Raw genomic sequence first — 18,057 nt, forward strand, 5'->3', positions numbered from 1 at the left:
CAGTACGCCGTCGTCATGGGGTGACGGCATGTTTCACGGTCGGCGCAGGTGCCGGCCGTTCTATGGGGAGTTCACAGTGAAACCGGTCAAAGTAGGCATCTGTGGGTTGGGGACCGTCGGTGGCGGAACCTTCAATGTACTTCAGCGCAACGCCGAGGAGATCGCCCGCCGTGCCGGGCGCGGTATTGAAGTGGCACAGATTGCCATGCGCTCGCAGAACCCGAACTGCCAGATTACCGGTACCCCCATTACCGCTGATGTGTTCGAAGTCGCGAGCAACCCCGAGATCGATATCGTCATCGAGCTGATCGGCGGCTACACCATCGCCCGCGACCTGGTGCTCAAGGCCATTGAAAACGGCAAGCACGTGGTCACCGCCAACAAGGCGCTGATCGCCGTGCACGGCAACGAGATCTTCGCCAAGGCCCGCGAGAAGGGCGTCATCGTCGCCTTCGAAGCTGCCGTGGCCGGTGGCATCCCGGTGATCAAGGCGATCCGCGAGGGCCTGTCGGCCAACCGCATCAACTGGCTGGCCGGGATCATCAACGGCACCGGCAACTTCATCCTCACCGAAATGCGCGACAAGGGCCGTGCCTTCCCCGATGTGCTGGCCGAAGCCCAGGCGCTGGGCTACGCCGAGGCCGACCCGACCTTCGACGTCGAAGGCATCGATGCCGCGCACAAGCTGACCATCCTGGCGTCCATCGCCTTCGGTATCCCGCTGCAGTTCGACAAGGCCTACACCGAGGGCATCACCCAGCTGACCACCGCCGACGTGAACTATGCCGAGGCCCTGGGCTACCGCATCAAGCATCTGGGCGTGGCCCGTCGCACCGCCGACGGCATCGAGCTGCGTGTGCACCCGACGCTGATCCCCAATGATCGCCTGATCGCCAACGTCAATGGCGTGATGAATGCGGTGATGGTCAATGGTGACGCCGCCGGTTCCACCTTGTACTACGGCGCCGGTGCCGGCATGGAGCCGACCGCCTCGTCGGTGGTCGCCGACCTGGTCGATGTAGTTCGTGCCATGACCTCCGACCCGGAGAACCGTGTACCGCACCTGGCCTTCCAGCCGGATGCGCTGTCGGCCCACCCGATCCTGCCGATCGAAGCCTGCGAAAGCGCCTACTACCTGCGTATCCAGGCCAAGGACCACCCGGGCGTGCTGGCCCAGGTCGCCAGCATTCTCTCGGAGCGTGGCATCAACATCGAGTCGATCATGCAGAAGGAAGCCGAGGAACAGGATGGCCTGGTGCCGATGATCCTGCTGACCCACCGTGTGGTCGAGCAGCGTATCGACGACGCCATCGTCGCCCTGGAGGCACTCCAGGACGTGGTCGGCAAGGTCGTGCGCATCCGCGTCGAACAGCTCAATTAATTCCGGCGTTGGGCCGCGACGGCGGCCCGCGCCCAGCATCGAAGGTTTGCACCCATGCGCTATATCAGTACCCGCGGCCAGGCTCCGGCCCTGAACTTCGAAGACGTCCTGCTGGCTGGCCTGGCCAGCGATGGCGGCCTGTACGTACCCGAGAACCTGCCACGCTTCACCCAGGAAGAGATTGCGTCCTGGGCTGGCCTGCCGTACCACGAGCTGGCCTTCCGGGTGATGCGCCCGTTCGTCGAAGGCAGCATCGCCGATGCCGATTTCAAGAAAATCCTCGAAGAGACCTATGGCAACTTCGCCCACGCCGCGGTCGCGCCGCTGCGCCAGCTCAATGGCAACGAGTGGGTGATGGAGCTGTTCCACGGCCCGACCCTGGCCTTCAAGGACTTCGCCCTGCAGTTGCTCGGCCGTCTGCTCGACCACGTGCTGGTCAAGCGCGGCGAGCGCGTGGTGATCGTCGGTGCCACCAGCGGTGACACCGGCTCGGCCGCCATCGAAGGCTGCCGCCGTTGCGACAACGTCGACATCTTCATCCTGCACCCGCACCAGCGCGTGTCGGAAGTGCAGCGCCGGCAGATGACCACCATCCTCGGCGACAACATCCACAACATCGCCATCGAAGGCAACTTCGACGACTGCCAGGAGATGGTCAAGGCCAGCTTTGCCGACCAGTCCTTCCTCAAGGGCACTCGCCTGGTGGCGGTCAACTCGATCAACTGGGCGCGGATCATGGCCCAGATCGTCTACTACTTCCATGCCGCGCTGCAGCTCGGCGGCCCGGCGCGCTCGGTGGCGTTCTCGGTGCCGACCGGCAACTTCGGCGATATCTTCGCCGGTTACCTGGCGCGCAACATGGGGCTGCCGATCAGCCAGCTGGTGGTGGCGACCAATCGCAACGACATCCTGCACCGCTTCATGAGCGGCAACCAGTACGTCAAGGACGCCCTGCACCCGACCCTGTCGCCATCGATGGACATCATGGTCTCGTCCAACTTCGAGCGTCTGCTGTTCGACCTGCACGGCCGCAATGGTGCCGCGGTTGCCCAACTGATGGACACCTTCAAGCAAGGCGGCGGCTTCAGCGTCGAGCAGGATCGCTGGACCGAAGCGCGCAAGCTGTTCGATTCGCTGGCCGTCACCGACGAGCAGACCTGCGAGACCATCGCCGAGGTGTTCCAGAGCACCGGTGAAGTCCTCGACCCGCACACCGCGATCGGCGTCAAGGCCGCCCGCGAGTGCCGCCGCAGCCTGGATACGCCGATGGTGGTGCTGGGCACCGCGCATCCGGTCAAGTTCCCCGAGGCGGTGGAGAAGGCCGGTGTCGCCAAGGCACTGGAGCTGCCGGCGCATCTTTGCGATCTGTTCACCCGTGAGGAGCGTTGCACGGTGCTGGCCAATGACTTGAAGACCGTGCAGGCCTTTGTCAGCCAGCATGGCAACCGCGGCAAACCACTCTAAGCCGACCCCAGTCACAGGGAAGCCCGTTTTGCACGGGCTTTTTTGTGGGTGCACAACAGGCGCGAACGGCTTTCAGATCTTTCCCATGTAGTTCGATGGTTCCCCCTACTAAAGTGGCGTTCAAACCAACACCACACATGGCTCCAGGGGGGAAGCTCATGCATCAGCTGAATGTTCTTATCCACCAGGCTCGGCCCTACTATCAGATGCTGTTACATCAGGCCTTCAATGCCCAAGGTGTGTACAACGTCCGGCTCACCGATGATGTTCCAGCAGCGACGGCCCATATGGCGCGGCGACAGCAGTCCGTTGATGTGCTGGTGCTTGATCCGGCAATGCCAAGGCGCCATGCCCGTCGCCTGTTCAAGTATCTGGTGCAGGCTTCCTGTACGGGAGGCTTGTTATTTGTCGGCAGTGACGGCGCTGAGGGTATCGGCCTGGCGCTCGAGGCGCGCAAGCAGGGTTTGAAAGTCCTGGCCGAGTTGCCCTGGCCGATGTCCATGGTGGGCCTGGAACAGGCACTGGGGCGCCTGTAGCCTGCTTAACGGCAGCAGGGCGGGGGCAGAGTATCTAGGCTGTCATGTTTGCGGCGCATGCTCGTGATGACGGGCCAGGGCGAACTTTCCGTCGGCCCCGATGGTCAGTTTCCTTACCCTAACCAGCGAGTAATCCGGATGGAAAGAATCTGCAGACTGCTCAACGATGCCCTGACCCCTTACCAGGCCGAAATTGGGCCGGCCGATAGCCGTGGCCGCCGGCACCTGAGTGTTCTCGATGAACACGGTTTGTCGATTCTGCGGCGTACGGTCTGTGAGCGAGAGCTGGTGGAGCAGCAATTGCTGGTCGACCTGGTTGATGGCCTGCACCGTGACCTGCAAATTGCCGAAGGTCGCCTGCAGCCTTGTGTGATCGCCGCCTTGCAGCATCAGAAGCAAATACCCGGAACCTTTGCCTGACCGGGCCGTCAGACACAGCAAGGGCAGTTTGATGGTGCTTTGCTCCGGTACCATTCAGGCTGTCACGGGAAGTCCCAAGGGCTTTCGCTTGACCCCGGTCGCCCCCCCCAGCGTCCGGGGTTTCTTTTGGCCTGAATTCACCCGCACCCGTGTAGGAGCCGTTACTGTCCCATGGACATCAACTCAGTGCGCAGGGGCTTCACCCTCTTCGAAGAAATGCCGGGCCTGGCCCAGGTAATCCTCCTGGAGTTCGGCATCCAGCCAGCGTGCATAGAGGCCCGGCAAGGTGTCGCGACGCAGCGCGGGCAGCAATTGGTCTATATGGTCGATCGCCTTGCGCCCCAGGACAGTGTCCGAGCAACCCACATGGAGGAACTGGTAGCGGTTGACGCTACGAATGGGATAGAACCGGTAATCGTCCAGTGAGCCATTCTGCTGCTGGATCAGGTAACGCATCTCCGGCCAGTAGCCGAGCACCAGTTGCAGGCGCCCCAATTGCTGCATTTGCAGCAGGCTGGCCGTGGCATCGTTGCCGTAGTGACGGCTGAACGCGGTATCGGGCAGTTGCCGCAGGACTTCGTCGACCTGCGCGCTGTAGCTGCGTTCAGCGACGATCCCCAGTTTGAGGCGGGTTTCGGTAAGCAAGCGCTGCAGGTCCACCTGCTGCCCTTCCAGGTATGGGGTCAATAGCGCCTGGTCTTGCTTGCGCACGATCAGGCCACTGCTCAACACTCCTAGCGATGGCAGAGAGAAGTGCACATACCGGGCGCGCTCGGGCGTCCACAGCAGGGTCGGATCGCAGGTGAAACTGGGCTCCTGGAGCATCTGCAGGCCCCGGGCTCGATTGACCCGGATGATGCTGTGATCGTACTCGGGCATCCGGGTGATCAGCATCGGCAGCAGTTGGTCGATCACCCCCTGGCCCTTGGCCGGCCCTTCGAAGATGGTGAACGGCGGCAGGTCGCGCACCAGCCACAGCAGGCGCTCCCTGGCCTCTGCCGCCTGCCCCGCGAGTGAGGTCAGCGCCAGACAGAGGATGATGGGCAGATGACGAATACCCATGGGACGTCGATCAGACCGTACCGGCCGCGCGCAGGCGGGCAATGGCGGCTGAGTCGTAGCCCAGGCCGGCCAGCACCGTAGCCGTGTGTTCGCCCAGGGCAGGGCCGATCCATTCGGTCGAACCGGGGGTGTCTGACAGCTTGGGCACGATGCCCGGCATCTTGAATGGTTTGCCATCCGGCAGCCGGGCCTGGAGGAACATCTCGCGGGCGAGGAATTGCGGGTCGCTCAGCATGTCTTCGGCGGAGTAGATCCGGCTGGCCGGCACCTCGGCGTCCTTGAGCACCTGCATCACCGTGTCCAGCGGCAGGCCGTTGGCCCAGCGGTCGATAACGCCGTACAGCTCGTCACGGCGGGCATCGCGACCATCATTGGTGGCCAGGGCGGCATCGTTGGCCAGGTCGTCACGGCCGATAGCCTGCATGAAGCGCTTGAAGATCGCATCGCCATTGGCGCCAATCTGCACATGTCGGCCATCGGCGGTGGTGTGAATGCATGAAGGGGTGATACCCGGCATGATATTGCCGGTGCGCTCGCGGATGAAACCGAACACGTCGAATTCCGGCACCATGCTTTCCATCATGGCGAAGATCGCTTCGTACAGCGCCACATCCACGACTTGGCCGTCGCCACCGTTGACTTCACGATGACGCAGGGCCATCAGCGCGCCAATCACGCCCCAGAGGGCGGCAATGGAGTCGCCGATTGAAATCCCCGTGCGCACTGGTGGGCGATCCTCGAAACCGGTGATGTAGCGCAATCCGCCCATGGATTCGCCAACCGCGCCGAAGCCTGGCTGGTCCTTCATCGGGCCGGTCTGGCCGAAGCCCGACAGGCGCACCATGACCAGGCGCGGGTTGAGGGCATGCAGCACTTCCCAGCCCAGCCCGAGTTTTTCCAGCACGCCCGGGCGGAAGTTCTCGATCAGGATGTCGGCCTCGGCCAGCAGGCGCTTGAGCACTTCGCGGCCTTCAGGATGCTTGAGGTTGAGGGTTAGTGATTGCTTGTTGCGCGCCTGGACGAACCACCATAGCGAGGTGCCCTCGTACAGCTTGCGCCATTTGCGCAGCGGATCACCGCCATCGGGCGACTCGACCTTGATCACCTCGGCACCGAACTCGGCGCAGATCCGCGAGGCGAACGGGCCGGCGATCAGGGTGCCGAGCTCGATGACTTTCAGGCCGGCGAGGGGTTTGCTGGGCGTTGTCATGGGGCATCCGTGGCGTCTGGGCGTGACGCAGGTTGTATCACAGCTCGGCGGCGGCAGGTATATCGGCATTGTCTGAACCGGCGCTGACGCCTGGGATCAGTTAGACTGTGCGCCTTTCCCCCCGCAAGAAGCCTATTGCCCATGGCCCAGCCGTCCACCACCTACAAGTTCGAATTGAATCTGACCGACCTCGACCGCGGCGTGTACGAGAACGTCCGCCAGACCATCGCCCGCCACCCTTCGGAAACCGAAGAACGTATGGCCGTGCGCCTGCTGGGCTATGCCCTCTGGTACAACGAGCAGCTGTCCTTTGGCCGTGGCCTGTCGGACGTCGATGAGGCGGCACTGTGGGAAAAAAGCCTGGACGACCGGATCCTGCACTGGATCGAAGTCGGCCAGCCTGACGCCGACCGCCTGACCTGGTGCTCGCGGCGCACCGAGCGCACCAGCCTGCTGGCCTACGGCAGCCTGCGCGTGTGGGAGACCAAGGTGGTCGGCGCGGTCAAGGGCCTGAAGAACCTGAGCATTGCCGCCGTGCCGCAAGAAGTGCTGGAAACCCTCGCCACCGATATGCCGCGTACCATCAAGTGGGACGTGATGATCAGCGAAGGCACTGTGTTCGTCACCGACGACCGTGGCCAGCACGAAGTGCAGTTGCAATGGCTGCTTGGCGAGCGCGGCTGACCTGAAACAAAGCGGAATTGCGAAGACTCCATGCGTATCGAACCACGTCCCCTGCCGTCGCCCCTGCCTTTGCTGGGCAACCTGCCACCCTTGCTGACCCGTTTGTACGCCGCCCGTGGCGTAGCGTCCGAGGCCGAGCTGGACAAGAGCCTGGCGCGCCTGCTGCCTTACCAGCAACTCAAGGGTATCGACGCGGCGGTGGAGCTGCTGGTCGAGGCGCTCGATCAGCGCCAGCGCATTCTCATCGTCGGCGATTTCGATGCCGACGGCGCCACCGCCAGCACGGTCGGCGTGCTGGGCTTGCGCTTGCTGGGTGCGGCCCATGTCGACTACCTGGTGCCCAATCGCTTCGAGTATGGCTACGGCCTGACCCCGGAGATCGTCGCGGTCGCGCTCGAGCGCCAGCCGCAATTGCTGATCACCGTGGACAACGGTATCTCCAGCGTCGATGGCGTGGCCGCGGCCAAGGCTGCCGGGCTCAAGGTGCTGGTCACCGACCACCACCTGCCGGGCGAGCAACTGCCGGCCGCCGACGCCATCGTCAATCCCAACCAGCCCGGTTGCGCGTTTCCGAGCAAGTCACTGGCCGGTGTCGGCGTGATCTTCTACGTGCTGATGGCCCTGCGTGCGCGGTTGCGCAGCCTGGGGCGCTACGAAACGCAGCCGCAGCCGAACATCGGCGAGCTGCTTGACCTGGTGGCACTGGGCAGCGTAGCCGACGTGGTACCGCTGGATGCCAACAACCGCATCCTGGTGCATCAGGGGCTGGAGCGTATCCGCGCCGGTCGCGCCCGCCCGGGGCTCAAGGCCATCCTCGAAGTGGCGCGGCGCGACCACAAGCGCATCACTTCCACTGACCTTGGCTTCATCCTTGGCCCTCGGCTCAATGCCGCCGGGCGCCTGGACGACATGAGCCTGGGCATCGAATGCCTGTTGTGCGAAGACGCGGCGCTTGCGCTGGATATGGCCCAGCAACTGGATGGCCTGAACCAGGATCGCAAGTCCATCGAGCAGGGCATGCAGCGCGAGGCTTTGGCCCAGCTCAAGGATCTGCCGGTCGAGTCCATGCCTTATGGCTTGTGCCTGTTCGACGCCGACTGGCACCAGGGGGTGATCGGTATCCTCGCTTCGCGCCTTAAAGAGCGTTATCACCGCCCGACCATCGCCTTTGCCGATGCGGGAGAAGGGGTGCTGAAGGGCTCGGCGCGCTCGGTGCCGGGGTTCCATATCCGTGATGCGCTGGACGCCGTTGCGGCGCGGCATCCGAGCTTGATCAGCAAGTTCGGTGGGCATGCCATGGCGGCGGGGCTGTCCTTGCCGGCCGAGAATTTCCCTGCGTTTGCCGAGGCGTTCGACGACGAGGTGCGGCGCCAGTTGCGTGAGGAAGACCTGACCGGGCGGTTGTTGTCGGATGGCACGTTGGCGGTGGAGGAGTTTCACCTGGACCTGGCGCGGGCATTACGCAATGCCGGGCCCTGGGGGCAGCACTTTCCCGAGCCGTTGTTCCATGGGGTGTTCCAGCTGGTCGAACAGCGGGTCGTAGGGGAGCGGCATCTGAAAGTGGTGCTCAAGAGCGAGTGTGGGGCGGTGCGGTTGGATGGGATTGCCTTTGGGATTGACCGGGAGGTCTGGCCGAATCCTACAGTGCGGTGGGTGGAGTTGGCTTACAAGTTGGATGTGAATGAGTTTCGGGGGAATGAGAGTGTGCAGTTGATGATTGCGCATATGGAGGCGCGGTGATCTTTTGTTGGGGTTTTGGGGGGTTTGGGGGTTTTGGAGTTTTGGTTGTTTTGAAGTTGTATGCGCATTCATTTGCGATGGCGACGCATAGTCACCTTTCCGCCCTTACGGCGGCTTACTTTGGTCTTGGCCAAAGTAAGCAAAGCCGCTGCGCTCCATTCATCCGGCCCTCCGCTTCGCTCCGGGTTCCCTCACTCCGGCCTTGCTCCCGGGAGGACCGCGCTGAACGCCCCATCCTGGGGCGCAGCGCTTGACGGGCATCCATGCCCGTCACCTCCCTCCGCAAGACCTGCGTTCGGCCTCCTGAAGTCGCGAAGTTACGGGCGGCGCCTGCACTAACGCAGCTAGTCGCTAGTTGCCATCGTGGGAACTCTAGATCAACATCGCGGGGCAAGCCCGCTCCCACCATAGTTTGACTACGTGATTCAACGTGAGAGCGGGCTTGCACCGCGATGGCGTAATGAAAAACAACATAACATCCACTAACAAACAAAAATCTCTGCTCTTGATCTGCTCTTGATCTGCTCTTGATCTGCTCTTGATCTGCTCTTGATCTTGCTTCTAAGTGCGCGATAGTTCAGGCGCCACCAATTGCGACTTCAGGAGGCCGAGTGGAGTTCTTGCGTAGTGGGGCGACGGCCATGGATGGCCGTCGAGCGCTGCGCCCCAGGATGGGGCGTACAGCGCGGTACCCACGGGAGCAAGAACGGAGCGAGGGAACCCCGGAGCGAAGCGTAGGGGCCGTATGAATGGAGCCAGGATTTTTTGGTTCCTTTTTGATCCTTCAAAAAGGGACCCGCCGTAAGGGCGGAAAGGTGACTAGATGTCGACATCATCTCCGAATGCGCCTAAAAAATAAAAACCAACACCCTGATATCCGAATCCGAATCCGCCCCTACCTCCCACCCCACAATCCAAGTAAAGTGCCGCTCCCCCGCCGTACCCCCTGGAAAAGGAACCGATCTCATGACCCCCAAAGCCCTGGACGTAGCCGTAATCGGCGCCACCGGCACAGTAGGTGAATCCCTCGTCCAGATCCTCGAGGAAGTTGCCTTCCCGGTCTCCACCCTGCACCTGCTGGCCAGCATGGAATCCGCCGGCAGTAGTGTCATGTTCGCGGGCAAGAAACTGAAGGTCCGTGAAGTGGACAACTTCGATTTCTCCCAGGTCAGGCTGGTCTTCTTCGCCGCCAGCCCAGCCGTCAGCCGCAGTTTCGCGCCGAAAGCCATCGCCGCCGGTTGCGCGGTGATCGACCTGTCCGGCGCCCTGGACGGCGCCACCGCGTTGGTCCCGGAAGCCAACGGCGAGCGCATCACCGAACTCGCACAGCCCGCACTGATCACCAGCCCGAGCGCCGGCGCAGTGGCCCTGGCGGTGGCGCTGGCGCCGCTCAAGGGTTTGCTCGATATCGAGCGCGTTCAGGTCAATGCCTGCCTGGCAGTTTCGGAGCAGGGCAGGGAGGCCGTCAGCGAGCTCGCCCGGCAGACCGCCGAACTGCTCAACGCACGCCCTCTGGAGCCGCGCTTCTTCGATCGCCAGGTCGCCTTCAACCTGCTCCCTCAGGTCGGGACACCCGATGAACAGGGCCACACCAATGTAGAGCGCCGTCTGGTGAATGAACTGCGTCAGGTATTGGACCTGCCGCAACTGAAGATTTCCGTGACCTGCATTCAAGTCCCGGTGTTTTTCGGCGATAGCTTCAGTGTCGCCGTGCAAAGCCGTAATCCGGTCGACCTGGTGGCCGTCAACGCCGCGCTGGAGGCTGCCGACGGCATCGAGCTGGTCGAGCCGGGTGATTATCCGACGCCTGTGGGTGACGCGGTGGGCCAGGACGTGGTCTATGTTGGACGTGTACGCCACGGTGTCGATGAAGACCGGCAGCTCAATCTCTGGCTGACCACCGACAATGTGCGCAAGGGCGCGGCGCTGAACGCCGTGCAGGCGGCACAATTGTTGATAAAACACATGGCGTAAAAGATACTGCGAGCTATTTTGTCCTGCACCGCACCAGGGTTTTCGGGACGTTTCATACAAGGGAAGAGTTCATGCTTCGAATTCGCAAACTGGTTCTGGCCATCGCGGCAGCCTCGGCGCTGTCGTCCGGGGTGGCGAACGCTCTGGGGTTGGGTGAGCTGACCCTCAAGTCGGCGCAGAACCAGCCGCTGGATGCCGAGATCGAACTGCTCGACGTGCGCGACCTCTCCGCGGCGGAAATGGCGCCAAGCCTGGCGTCGCCGGAAGAGTTCGCCAAGGCCGGGGTGGCCTTCCCGCCTTATCTCGAAGACCTCACCTTCACGCCAGTGATCAACCCCAACGGCAAGAGCGTGCTGCGGGTCACTTCCAGCAAGGCGCTGCCGGAGCCGGTGGTCAAGTTCCTGGTCCAGGTCATGTGGCCTCAGGGCCGCCTGCTGCGCGACTACAGCGTGCTGCTCGACCAAGCCCAGGCCCAGGGCAGCCAACCGGCCCCGGCGGGCATCAACCCGGCTGTCAGTGCGGGCAGCTACACCACCAAGCGCCGTGACACTCTCTGGCAGATCGCCGCGCGCAATACCAACGGCGGCTCGATCCAGCAGACCATGCTGGCCATCCAGGCGCTGAACCCGGATGCCTTCATCGGCAACAACATCAACCAGCTCAAGACCGGCCAGGTGCTGCGCCTGCCCGATCAGCAGCAGGTGCAGAGCATTCCCCAGGCCCAGGCCAACCGCGAAGTCGCCGAGCAGTACGCCGCCTGGCGCGAAGGCCGCCGCCTCGGTCCGCGTGCACGGCAGCTGGATGCCACCCGCCGTGGCGAGGCTGGCGCGGCCCCCGCGCGCATCGCCCAGGGCGACAACCTGCGCCTGGTGGCTCCGGGCGGCAAGGGCGCGGCCGGCGAGGCCAAGGCGCTGGGCGACAAGCTTGCCGTGGCCCAGGAAAGCCTCGACACCAGCCGGCGCGACAACGATGAACTCAAGAGCCGCATGGCCGACCTGCAGAGCCAGCTGGACAAGCTGCAGCGCCTGATCGAGCTGAAGAACGACCAGCTGGCGCGTCTGGAGGCCCAGGGCGCCGCGGCGCCACAGGCACCGGCAGCGGCGCTGCCGGGCGAGCCGGCTCCGGCGCAACCTGCGGTGAACGCGCAATTGACCCCTGCCGAGCCGGTGGTCGCCCCGGCGCCTGCCGCGGCCGACACCGCGCCACAAGACGCGGCAGCCGAGGCATCGGCCAGCGAAGAGCCGGGCATGCTCGACCAACTGCTGGGCAACCCGCTGTTGCTGGGCTTGATTGCCGGTTCCGCATTCCTGGTGCTGCTGTTGCTGTTGCTGCTTCTGGCCCGCAAGCGCAAAGCCCAGCAGGAAGCTGAAAAACACCTGCGCATGGCCCGTGCGCTGGCCGAGGATGGTGAGCGTGGCCCGGACCTGGACCTGCCGCCGAGCAGTTTTGAAGGTCTGGATGTGTCGGCGCCAAGCGTGACCCTGTCGCCTGCGGTAGTGGCGGCCTCGGCCGCTGCGGCCGTTGCGGCAGAAAAACCTGCGGCGCCTGCCGACGTCGTTGCTCCGGCGGCTGATCCGCGCGCGGCGTTGCTGGCCGAGGTGGATGAAAGCCTGGTCCGTGGTCGCCTCAACCACGCCGCCGACCTGCTCGAAGCGGCGGTGGCCTCCGAGCCGCAGCGCAGCGATCTGCGCTTGAAACTGATGGAAGTCTACGCACGTCAGGGCGACCAGGACGCGTTCGCTGGCCAGGAGCGCAAGCTGGCGGTCAACGACGCAAACCAGGCCGAGGTCGCCGCGCTCAAGGAGCGGTTCCCGGCCATGCTGGGCGTTGCGGCGGTGGCGGCAGGCGCTGCCGGGGCCGCGGCCCTGGCCGCCGAACTGGATGAGCAGTATGTCCAGGACCTGCTGCAGGACAAGGATCTGGAACTGGGTGAAAGCGCGCCGGAGCTCGTCGTGGAGCCGGTCGTGGCGGTCGAGCCAGAGCCAGTGGTCGAAGAGCCCGACCTGGACAGCGCCTTCGACCTGAGTCTGGGCGATGACCTGCCGGCAGATGACCATCTCGACATGGCCGGTCTCGATGACCTGGTCGTCGAGGCGCCCGAGGCTGAGGCTGCGCCCGTCGTTGCCGAAACCGATGCCGACGACGACTTCGAGGCACTGCTCGCCCAGGCGCAGGCGACACCGCAAAATGTCGACGACTTGGCCGAATTCGACCTGGATGTCGCCGAAGACCCGGTGGCTCCGACCGGCAGCGAGGAAGCCCCGGTGGACGTGGCGGCCGAGCTGGCGGCCTTCGAGGCCATTCCGGAGTTCGATCCGATTTCCGAGCTGGAGCTGCCGGACGACTTCGACCTGTCGCTGTCGCTGGACGACGACTCGCCGGCGGCGAAGAACTTCGCCTCGGAGCTGGACGACGTCAACGCCGAGCTCGACAAGCTGTCGCAGAATCTCGAGACCCCATCGGTTGCGCAGCCATCGTTCACCGCCGAGGACGCTGCGCTGGAGCCCGAGCCGCTGGACGACCTGGACTTCGACTTCTTCTCCGGCGCCGACGAGGTGGCTACCAAGCTCGACCTGGCCCGCGCCTACATCGACATGGGCGACCATCAGGGCGCCCGTGACATCCTCGACGAAGTAGTCAAGGACGGTGACGACAGCCAACGCCAGGAAGCCAACGAGATGCTCTCACGCCTGGTCTGACGCAAAGCTGTACATCGCGGGGCAAGCCTGCTTTCACGCAAGACGTGGGAGCGGCCTTGCCCCGCGATCATTTCGGCCCCTGCACGGTTTGCCGGTATACTCCCGCCTTTCGTTTCATCATCAGGTTTGCCGCTCTTGGACATCATCGATACCGCCGCCGCCGAATCGGCTGCCGAAGGCTACACCCGCATCGCTTTGGGCGTGGAATACAAAGGTTCGCGCTATCGCGGCTGGCAACGCCAGGCCAGCGGCGTGCCGAGTGTCCAGCAGGCCCTGGAACAGGCGCTGTCGACGGTGGCCAACGAACCTATCTCGGTGATCTGCGCCGGGCGCACCGATGCCGGCGTCCATGGCTGCGGGCAGATCGTGCATTTCGACACCCGCGCCGTGCGCGACGAGCGCGCCTGGACCCTGGGCACCAACTTCAACCTGCCCCACGACATCAGCGTGGTCTGGTCGGCGCCCATGCCTGCGCACTTCCATGCCCGCTTCAAGGCCACCGCGCGGCGCTACCGCTATGTGATCTACAACGACCCGATCCGTCCGGCGCACCTGGCCGAGGAAGTCACCTGGAACCACCGCCCGCTGGACGTCGAGCGCATGGCCGAGGCCGCGCAATACCTGCTGGGCACCCATGACTTCAGCGCCTTCCGCGCCAGCCAGTGCCAGGCCAAGTCGCCGATCAAGCACATCCACCACCTGCGTGTGACCCGGCATGGGCGGATGATCGTGCTGGATGTGCGTGCCACCGCGTTCCTGCACCACATGGTGCGCAACATTGCCGGCGTGCTGATGACCATCGGTGCCGGCGAGCGTCCGGTGGAGTGGGCCCGCGAGGTGCTGGAAGGGCGCAACCGCCGTGACGGCGGGGTAACCGCGCACCCTTACGGTCTTTACCTGGTGCAGGTGGAGTACCCGGAAGAATACGCGCTGCCGCAGCGTTACATCGGCCCACACTTTCTTACTGGCTACGAGGCGCTGGCGGACTGACGGGGCACAGGTCATTTGCTACCATCGACGCTTTCCCGATCACTCAAGGTTCGCTGTCCATGAGCAATGTTCGCAGCAAGATCTGCGGGATTACCCGCATCGAGGATGCCCTGGCCGCGGTCGAGGCCGGCGCCGACGCCCTCGGTTTCGTCTTCTATGCGAAAAGCCCGCGGGCGGTGGACGTGCGTCAGGCGCGTGCGATCATCGACGCGCTGCCGCCGTTCGTGACCACCGTGGGGCTGTTCGTCAACGCCTCGCGCTGCGAGCTCAACGAGATCCTCGAAGTGGTTTCCCTGGACCTGCTACAGTTCCACGGCGATGAAACCCCGGCCGATTGCGAGGGCTACCACCGCCCCTGGATCAAGGCCCTGCGGGTGCGCCCGGGGGATGACCTGGAGGCCGCCTGTCGGCACTACGCTGGCGCTCGCGGCATCTTGCTGGATGCCTATGTGCCGGGCGTGCCGGGAGGAACCGGCGAGGCGTTCGACTGGTCACTGATTCCGCAACACCTGAGCAAGCCGATAATCCTTGCCGGTGGCCTGTCGGCCGACAACGTCGCCGAGGCCATTCGCCAGGTGCGCCCGTACGCGGTGGACGTCAGCGGCGGCGTGGAGCAGGCCAAGGGCATCAAGGATGCGGCAAGGATCGAAGCCTTCATGCAGGCGGTCAAGCGCGCGTGAACGCGGATGTGACGGCTGGCCGCGCGCCATCGTCCATAGCTTTCGCAGCCCGGTGCTGCCAGGCCGCGCCAGAGCGCGGGGCGTGCCGGGGAAGAATTGGAGGTGGGGCGGCCCGAGGTCGGCCCATCGTCGCTTTACAGAAGAATTTGAGCTCAAGGGCAGGGCGGGGCCGCAAAGGTCTCCCCGGCCAATACTGGAGAAAGCAAGCATGAGCAACTGGTTGGTAGACAAACTGATCCCTTCGATCATGCGTTCCGAGGTGAAGAAGAGCTCGGTGCCGGAAGGACTGTGGCACAAGTGCCCGTCCTGCGAAGCCGTGCTGTATCGCCCGGAGCTGGAAAAAACCCTCGACGTCTGCCCTAAGTGCAACCATCACATGCGTATCGGCGCCCGCGCGCGCATCGATATCTTCCTCGATCCAGAAGGTCGCGCCGAACTGGGCGCCGACCTGGAGCCGGTCGACCGCCTGAAGTTCCGTGACGGCAAGAAGTACAAGGACCGCCTGACCGCCGCGCAGAAGCAGACCGGCGAGAAGGACGCGCTGATCTCCATGAGCGGCACCCTGATGGGCATGCCGATCGTGGTCAGCGCCTTCGAGTTCTCCTTCATGGGCGGCTCGATGGGCGCCATCGTCGGCGAGCGTTTCGTGCGCGCTGCCAACTACGCGCTGGAAAACCGCTGCCCGATGGTCTGCTTCTCCGCTTCCGGCGGCGCGCGCATGCAGGAAGCGCTGATCTCGCTGATGCAGATGGCCAAGACCTCCGCCGTGCTGGCGCGCCTGCGCGAAGAAGGCATCCCGTTCATCTCGGTACTGACCGACCCGGTCTACGGCGGCGTTTCCGCCAGCCTGGCGATGCTTGGCGACGTGATTGTCGGCGAGCCGAAGGCGCTGATCGGCTTTGCCGGCCCGCGGGTTATCGAGCAGACCGTGCGCGAGAAGCTGCCGGAAGGCTTCCAGCGCAGCGAGTTCCTGCTGGAGCACGGTGCCATCGACCTGATCATTTCCCGTGACGAGCTGCGTCCGCGCCTGGCCCGCCTGCTGGCGCAGATGACCGGCCAGCCGACCCCTGAAGCGGCCAAAGAGGTCGCCGCGGTCGCGTGATGAACCAGCGCAGCCTGGGCGACTGGCTCGCCTACCTCGAACAGTTGCACCCCTCGGCCATCGACATGGGCCTGGAGCGCTCGCAACAGGTGCTTGCGCGCCTGGGGCTGGGCACGCTGGCGCCCCGTGTGGTCACGGTGACCGGCACCAACGGCAAGGGCTCGACCTGCGCCTTCATGGCCGCGTTGCTGCGCTCGCAGGGGCTAAGGGTCGGGGTGTACAGTTCGCCGCATCTGCTGCGTTACAACGAACGGGTGCTGATCGACGGCCAGGAGGCCAGCGATGAGCGCCTGTGCGAAGCGTTCGCTGCGGTGGAGGCGGCGCGTGGCGACATCTCGCTGACCTATTTTGAGATGGGCACCCTGGCGGCGTTCTGGTTGTTCAAGCACTCCGCGTTGGATGCGGTGGTGCTTGAGGTCGGCCTGGGTGGCCGGTTGGATGCAGTCAACCTGGTGGATGCCGACGTGTCGCTGGTCACCAGCATTGGCGTCGACCACGTCGATTACCTGGGCGATAGCCGCGAGTCGGTAGCCTTCGAGAAGGCGGGAATCTTCCGTCGGGGTAAGCCGGCGCTGTGCGGTGACCTTGATCCGCCGCAGCCTTTGCTGGACAAGGTGCGTGAGCTGGATTGCTCGTTCTTCCTGCGTGGACGTGATTTCGACCTGGATAGCAGCGTTGACCACTGGCATTGGCGTGGTTGCCAGCTCGACGGATCGCCCGTTGAACTGCGTGACCTGCCGTTGCTCGACCTGCCCATGGAGAATGCCGCCTTGGCCTTGCAGGCCTTCCTGCTGACGGGGCTGCCGTGGGATGCCGGCAAGGTTCGTCAGGCTTTGCTGGATACTCGTATCACTGGCCGTCTCGACCGACGTGAGCTGCTGCTCCAGGGCAGGCGCGTGGAGTTGTTGCTGGATGTCGGCCATAACCCACACGCCGCCGAGTACCTGGCCCGCCGCTTGGCGGCACGCCCGGTGAAGGGGCGACGTCTGGCGGTCTTCGGCCTGTTGGCCGACAAGGACCTGGCCGGCGTGCTTGCGCCGCTGCGCGGCCAGGTCGCCGACTGGGCAGTGGCGCCGCTGGACACGCCGCGCAGCCGCCCGGCCGCAGAGCTGGCGGATGCCTTGACGAACCTCGGTGCGTCAGTGAAGTTTTACGCCAGTGTCGCAGCTGCCCTCGAAGGGCAGTGCGCCCAGGCGACGGCGGATGACCAGATCCTGCTGTTCGGTTCGTTTTTCTGCGTTGGCGAGGCCCTGGCCTGGCTTGAACGGCAGGTTTCCGAGGATGGAGTAGATGGCAGTGCTGGATAAAGGGATGAAGCAGCGCATGGTCGGTGCGCTGGTGCTGGTGGCGCTGGCGGTGATCTTCCTGCCGATGCTGTTCACCCGCGAGGACGAGATGCGCCAGGTGCGTGTCGAGGCGCCGGAAGCGCCGGCCATGCCCAATCTGCCTCAGGTGCAGGTAGAGCCTGTCCAGGTGCCGGAGCCACAACCGCTGCCGGAGCAGAGCGACCAGCCTGTAGTGGTGGTTGATGAGTCCACGGCGCCGGTAGCTACGCCGAGCCAGCCGATCACCCCGGCACCGACTGCGGCGCAGCCTCAGCCCAAACCGCAGACTTCGGTACCCCCTCCGGCGGTAGCCAAGGTCGAGCCCCGTTTGGCGCCTGCTGCTGCCGCGGCCAAGCCCGCTGCACCTTCGAAGATCGACGTCAACGGCCTGCCGGTGAGCTGGTCGATCCAGCTGGCCAGCCTGTCCAATCGGGCCGGTGCCGAGAACCTGCAGAAGACCCTGCGCAGCCAAGGCTACAACGCCTATATCCGTTCGGCGGATGGCATGAATCGGGTATTCGTCGGGCCGTTGATCGAGCGGGCAGAAGCCGAGCGCCTGCGTGATGTGATCAATCGCCAGCAGAACCTGAAAGGCATCGTCGTGCGTTTCCAGCCGGAGCGTGGTTGACATTCCATCGCGGGGCAAACCGGCTCCCACCTGTCGCGTGGGAGTGGGCTTGCCCCGCGATGGTTTTCAAACCTGCAAAGCTGTCCCAGGAGTCAGCCTGCAGCCCTTCAAACACCTGACATTCCGCTTACCCCAAGCCCCCTTGCTCTGGTAAAATGCGCC

15 protein-coding genes are annotated in these 18,057 nt (G+C 64.4%); 13 read left to right on the plus strand and 2 right to left on the minus strand.

Annotated elements, in window-relative coordinates; translation table 11 throughout:
• The first annotated feature begins 76 nt into the window (after window positions 1–76).
• The 4 genes from OH705_RS08245 (at window position 77) to OH705_RS08260 (ending at window position 3,801) form a co-directional block, all read left to right on the plus strand.
• Window positions 77–1,381, plus strand: coding sequence for a homoserine dehydrogenase (locus tag OH705_RS08245; RefSeq protein ID WP_023630110.1), 1,305 nt, complete (start codon window positions 77–79; stop codon window positions 1,379–1,381).
• 54 nt (window positions 1,382–1,435) lie between these two features.
• On the plus strand, window positions 1,436–2,845 hold the full coding sequence (thrC, locus tag OH705_RS08250) for a threonine synthase (RefSeq protein WP_023630111.1): 1,410 nt from the start codon (window positions 1,436–1,438) through the stop codon (window positions 2,843–2,845).
• 158 nt (window positions 2,846–3,003) lie between these two features.
• Window positions 3,004–3,381: a response regulator gene (locus tag OH705_RS08255; protein ID WP_023630112.1), complete on the plus strand. Its 378-nt coding sequence runs from the start codon at window positions 3,004–3,006 to the stop codon at window positions 3,379–3,381.
• Between the two features lie 138 nt (window positions 3,382–3,519).
• Complete coding sequence (locus OH705_RS08260) at window positions 3,520–3,801, plus strand: DUF3509 domain-containing protein (protein ID WP_031314914.1); 282 nt, start codon at window positions 3,520–3,522, stop codon at window positions 3,799–3,801.
• A gap of 183 nt (window positions 3,802–3,984) precedes the next feature.
• Here the strand turns inward: OH705_RS08260 and OH705_RS08265 are convergent, their stop codons facing one another.
• The gene (locus tag OH705_RS08265; RefSeq protein WP_104444974.1) at window positions 3,985–4,863 is read right to left on the minus strand and encodes a TIGR02285 family protein; all 879 of its coding nucleotides are present in this window, start codon (window positions 4,861–4,863) and stop codon (window positions 3,985–3,987) included.
• Between the two features lie 10 nt (window positions 4,864–4,873).
• Window positions 4,874–6,073 carry a CaiB/BaiF CoA transferase family protein gene (locus OH705_RS08270; protein WP_023630115.1) on the minus strand — a complete coding sequence of 400 codons (1,200 nt, stop codon included), beginning with the start codon at window positions 6,071–6,073 and terminating at the stop codon, window positions 4,874–4,876.
• A gap of 141 nt (window positions 6,074–6,214) precedes the next feature.
• On the opposite strand from OH705_RS08270, the gene OH705_RS08275 reads away from it, so the two are divergent.
• From OH705_RS08275 to OH705_RS08315, 9 genes are all read left to right on the plus strand, one after another.
• Entirely contained in the window at window positions 6,215–6,757 is a 543-nt protein-coding gene (locus tag OH705_RS08275; protein ID WP_038706702.1) for a YaeQ family protein, read from the plus strand.
• A gap of 30 nt (window positions 6,758–6,787) precedes the next feature.
• Window positions 6,788–8,497, plus strand: coding sequence for a single-stranded-DNA-specific exonuclease RecJ (gene recJ / locus OH705_RS08280; RefSeq protein WP_094011647.1), 1,710 nt, complete (start codon window positions 6,788–6,790; stop codon window positions 8,495–8,497).
• Window positions 8,498–9,463: 966 nt separating this feature from the next.
• Window positions 9,464–10,471 (plus strand): aspartate-semialdehyde dehydrogenase, encoded by a 1,008-nt coding sequence (locus OH705_RS08285; protein WP_267301802.1) that lies wholly within the window; start codon window positions 9,464–9,466, stop codon window positions 10,469–10,471.
• A gap of 71 nt (window positions 10,472–10,542) precedes the next feature.
• Window positions 10,543–13,170, plus strand: coding sequence for a FimV/HubP family polar landmark protein (locus tag OH705_RS08290; RefSeq protein ID WP_267301804.1), 2,628 nt, complete (start codon window positions 10,543–10,545; stop codon window positions 13,168–13,170).
• A gap of 135 nt (window positions 13,171–13,305) precedes the next feature.
• Window positions 13,306–14,160 (plus strand): tRNA pseudouridine(38-40) synthase TruA, encoded by an 855-nt coding sequence (truA, locus tag OH705_RS08295; protein ID WP_023632367.1) that lies wholly within the window; start codon window positions 13,306–13,308, stop codon window positions 14,158–14,160.
• 59 nt (window positions 14,161–14,219) lie between these two features.
• A complete protein-coding gene (locus tag OH705_RS08300; protein ID WP_038706537.1) occupies window positions 14,220–14,840 on the plus strand; it encodes a phosphoribosylanthranilate isomerase in 621 nt (206 codons plus the stop codon).
• 208 nt (window positions 14,841–15,048) lie between these two features.
• Window positions 15,049–15,942, plus strand: coding sequence for an acetyl-CoA carboxylase, carboxyltransferase subunit beta (gene accD, locus OH705_RS08305; protein ID WP_028690439.1), 894 nt, complete (start codon window positions 15,049–15,051; stop codon window positions 15,940–15,942).
• Window positions 15,942–17,249, plus strand: a complete 1,308-nt coding sequence (gene folC, locus OH705_RS08310) for a bifunctional tetrahydrofolate synthase/dihydrofolate synthase (RefSeq protein ID WP_267301806.1) — start codon at window positions 15,942–15,944, stop codon at window positions 17,247–17,249. Before accD ends, folC begins: the two co-directional genes overlap by 1 nt.
• Complete coding sequence (locus OH705_RS08315; RefSeq protein ID WP_094012614.1) at window positions 17,233–17,895, plus strand: SPOR domain-containing protein; 663 nt, start codon at window positions 17,233–17,235, stop codon at window positions 17,893–17,895. Before folC ends, OH705_RS08315 begins: the two co-directional genes overlap by 17 nt.
• The last annotated feature ends 162 nt before the right edge of the window (window positions 17,896–18,057 follow it).

This window comes from Pseudomonas sp. BJa3 (genome assembly GCF_026343815.1).
GTDB classification, from domain to species: Bacteria; Pseudomonadota; Gammaproteobacteria; order Pseudomonadales; family Pseudomonadaceae; genus Aquipseudomonas; species Aquipseudomonas soli.

Coding starts and splice junctions, on each gene's coding strand:
- thrC (WP_023630111.1), top strand. CDS start 1,436: ATGCGCTATATCAGTACCCGCGGCCAGGCTCCGGCCCTGAACTTCGAA.
- OH705_RS08255 (WP_023630112.1), top strand. CDS start 3,004: ATGCATCAGCTGAATGTTCTTATCCACCAGGCTCGGCCCTACTATCAG.
- OH705_RS08260 (WP_031314914.1), top strand. CDS start 3,520: ATGGAAAGAATCTGCAGACTGCTCAACGATGCCCTGACCCCTTACCAG.
- OH705_RS08265 (WP_104444974.1), bottom strand. CDS start 4,863: ATGGGTATTCGTCATCTGCCCATCATCCTCTGTCTGGCGCTGACCTCA.
- OH705_RS08270 (WP_023630115.1), bottom strand. CDS start 6,073: ATGACAACGCCCAGCAAACCCCTCGCCGGCCTGAAAGTCATCGAGCTC.
- OH705_RS08275 (WP_038706702.1), top strand. CDS start 6,215: ATGGCCCAGCCGTCCACCACCTACAAGTTCGAATTGAATCTGACCGAC.
- recJ (WP_094011647.1), top strand. CDS start 6,788: ATGCGTATCGAACCACGTCCCCTGCCGTCGCCCCTGCCTTTGCTGGGC.
- OH705_RS08285 (WP_267301802.1), top strand. CDS start 9,464: ATGACCCCCAAAGCCCTGGACGTAGCCGTAATCGGCGCCACCGGCACA.
- OH705_RS08290 (WP_267301804.1), top strand. CDS start 10,543: ATGCTTCGAATTCGCAAACTGGTTCTGGCCATCGCGGCAGCCTCGGCG.
- OH705_RS08300 (WP_038706537.1), top strand. CDS start 14,220: ATGAGCAATGTTCGCAGCAAGATCTGCGGGATTACCCGCATCGAGGAT.
- accD (WP_028690439.1), top strand. CDS start 15,049: ATGAGCAACTGGTTGGTAGACAAACTGATCCCTTCGATCATGCGTTCC.
- folC (WP_267301806.1), top strand. CDS start 15,942: ATGAACCAGCGCAGCCTGGGCGACTGGCTCGCCTACCTCGAACAGTTG.
- OH705_RS08315 (WP_094012614.1), top strand. CDS start 17,233: ATGGCAGTGCTGGATAAAGGGATGAAGCAGCGCATGGTCGGTGCGCTG.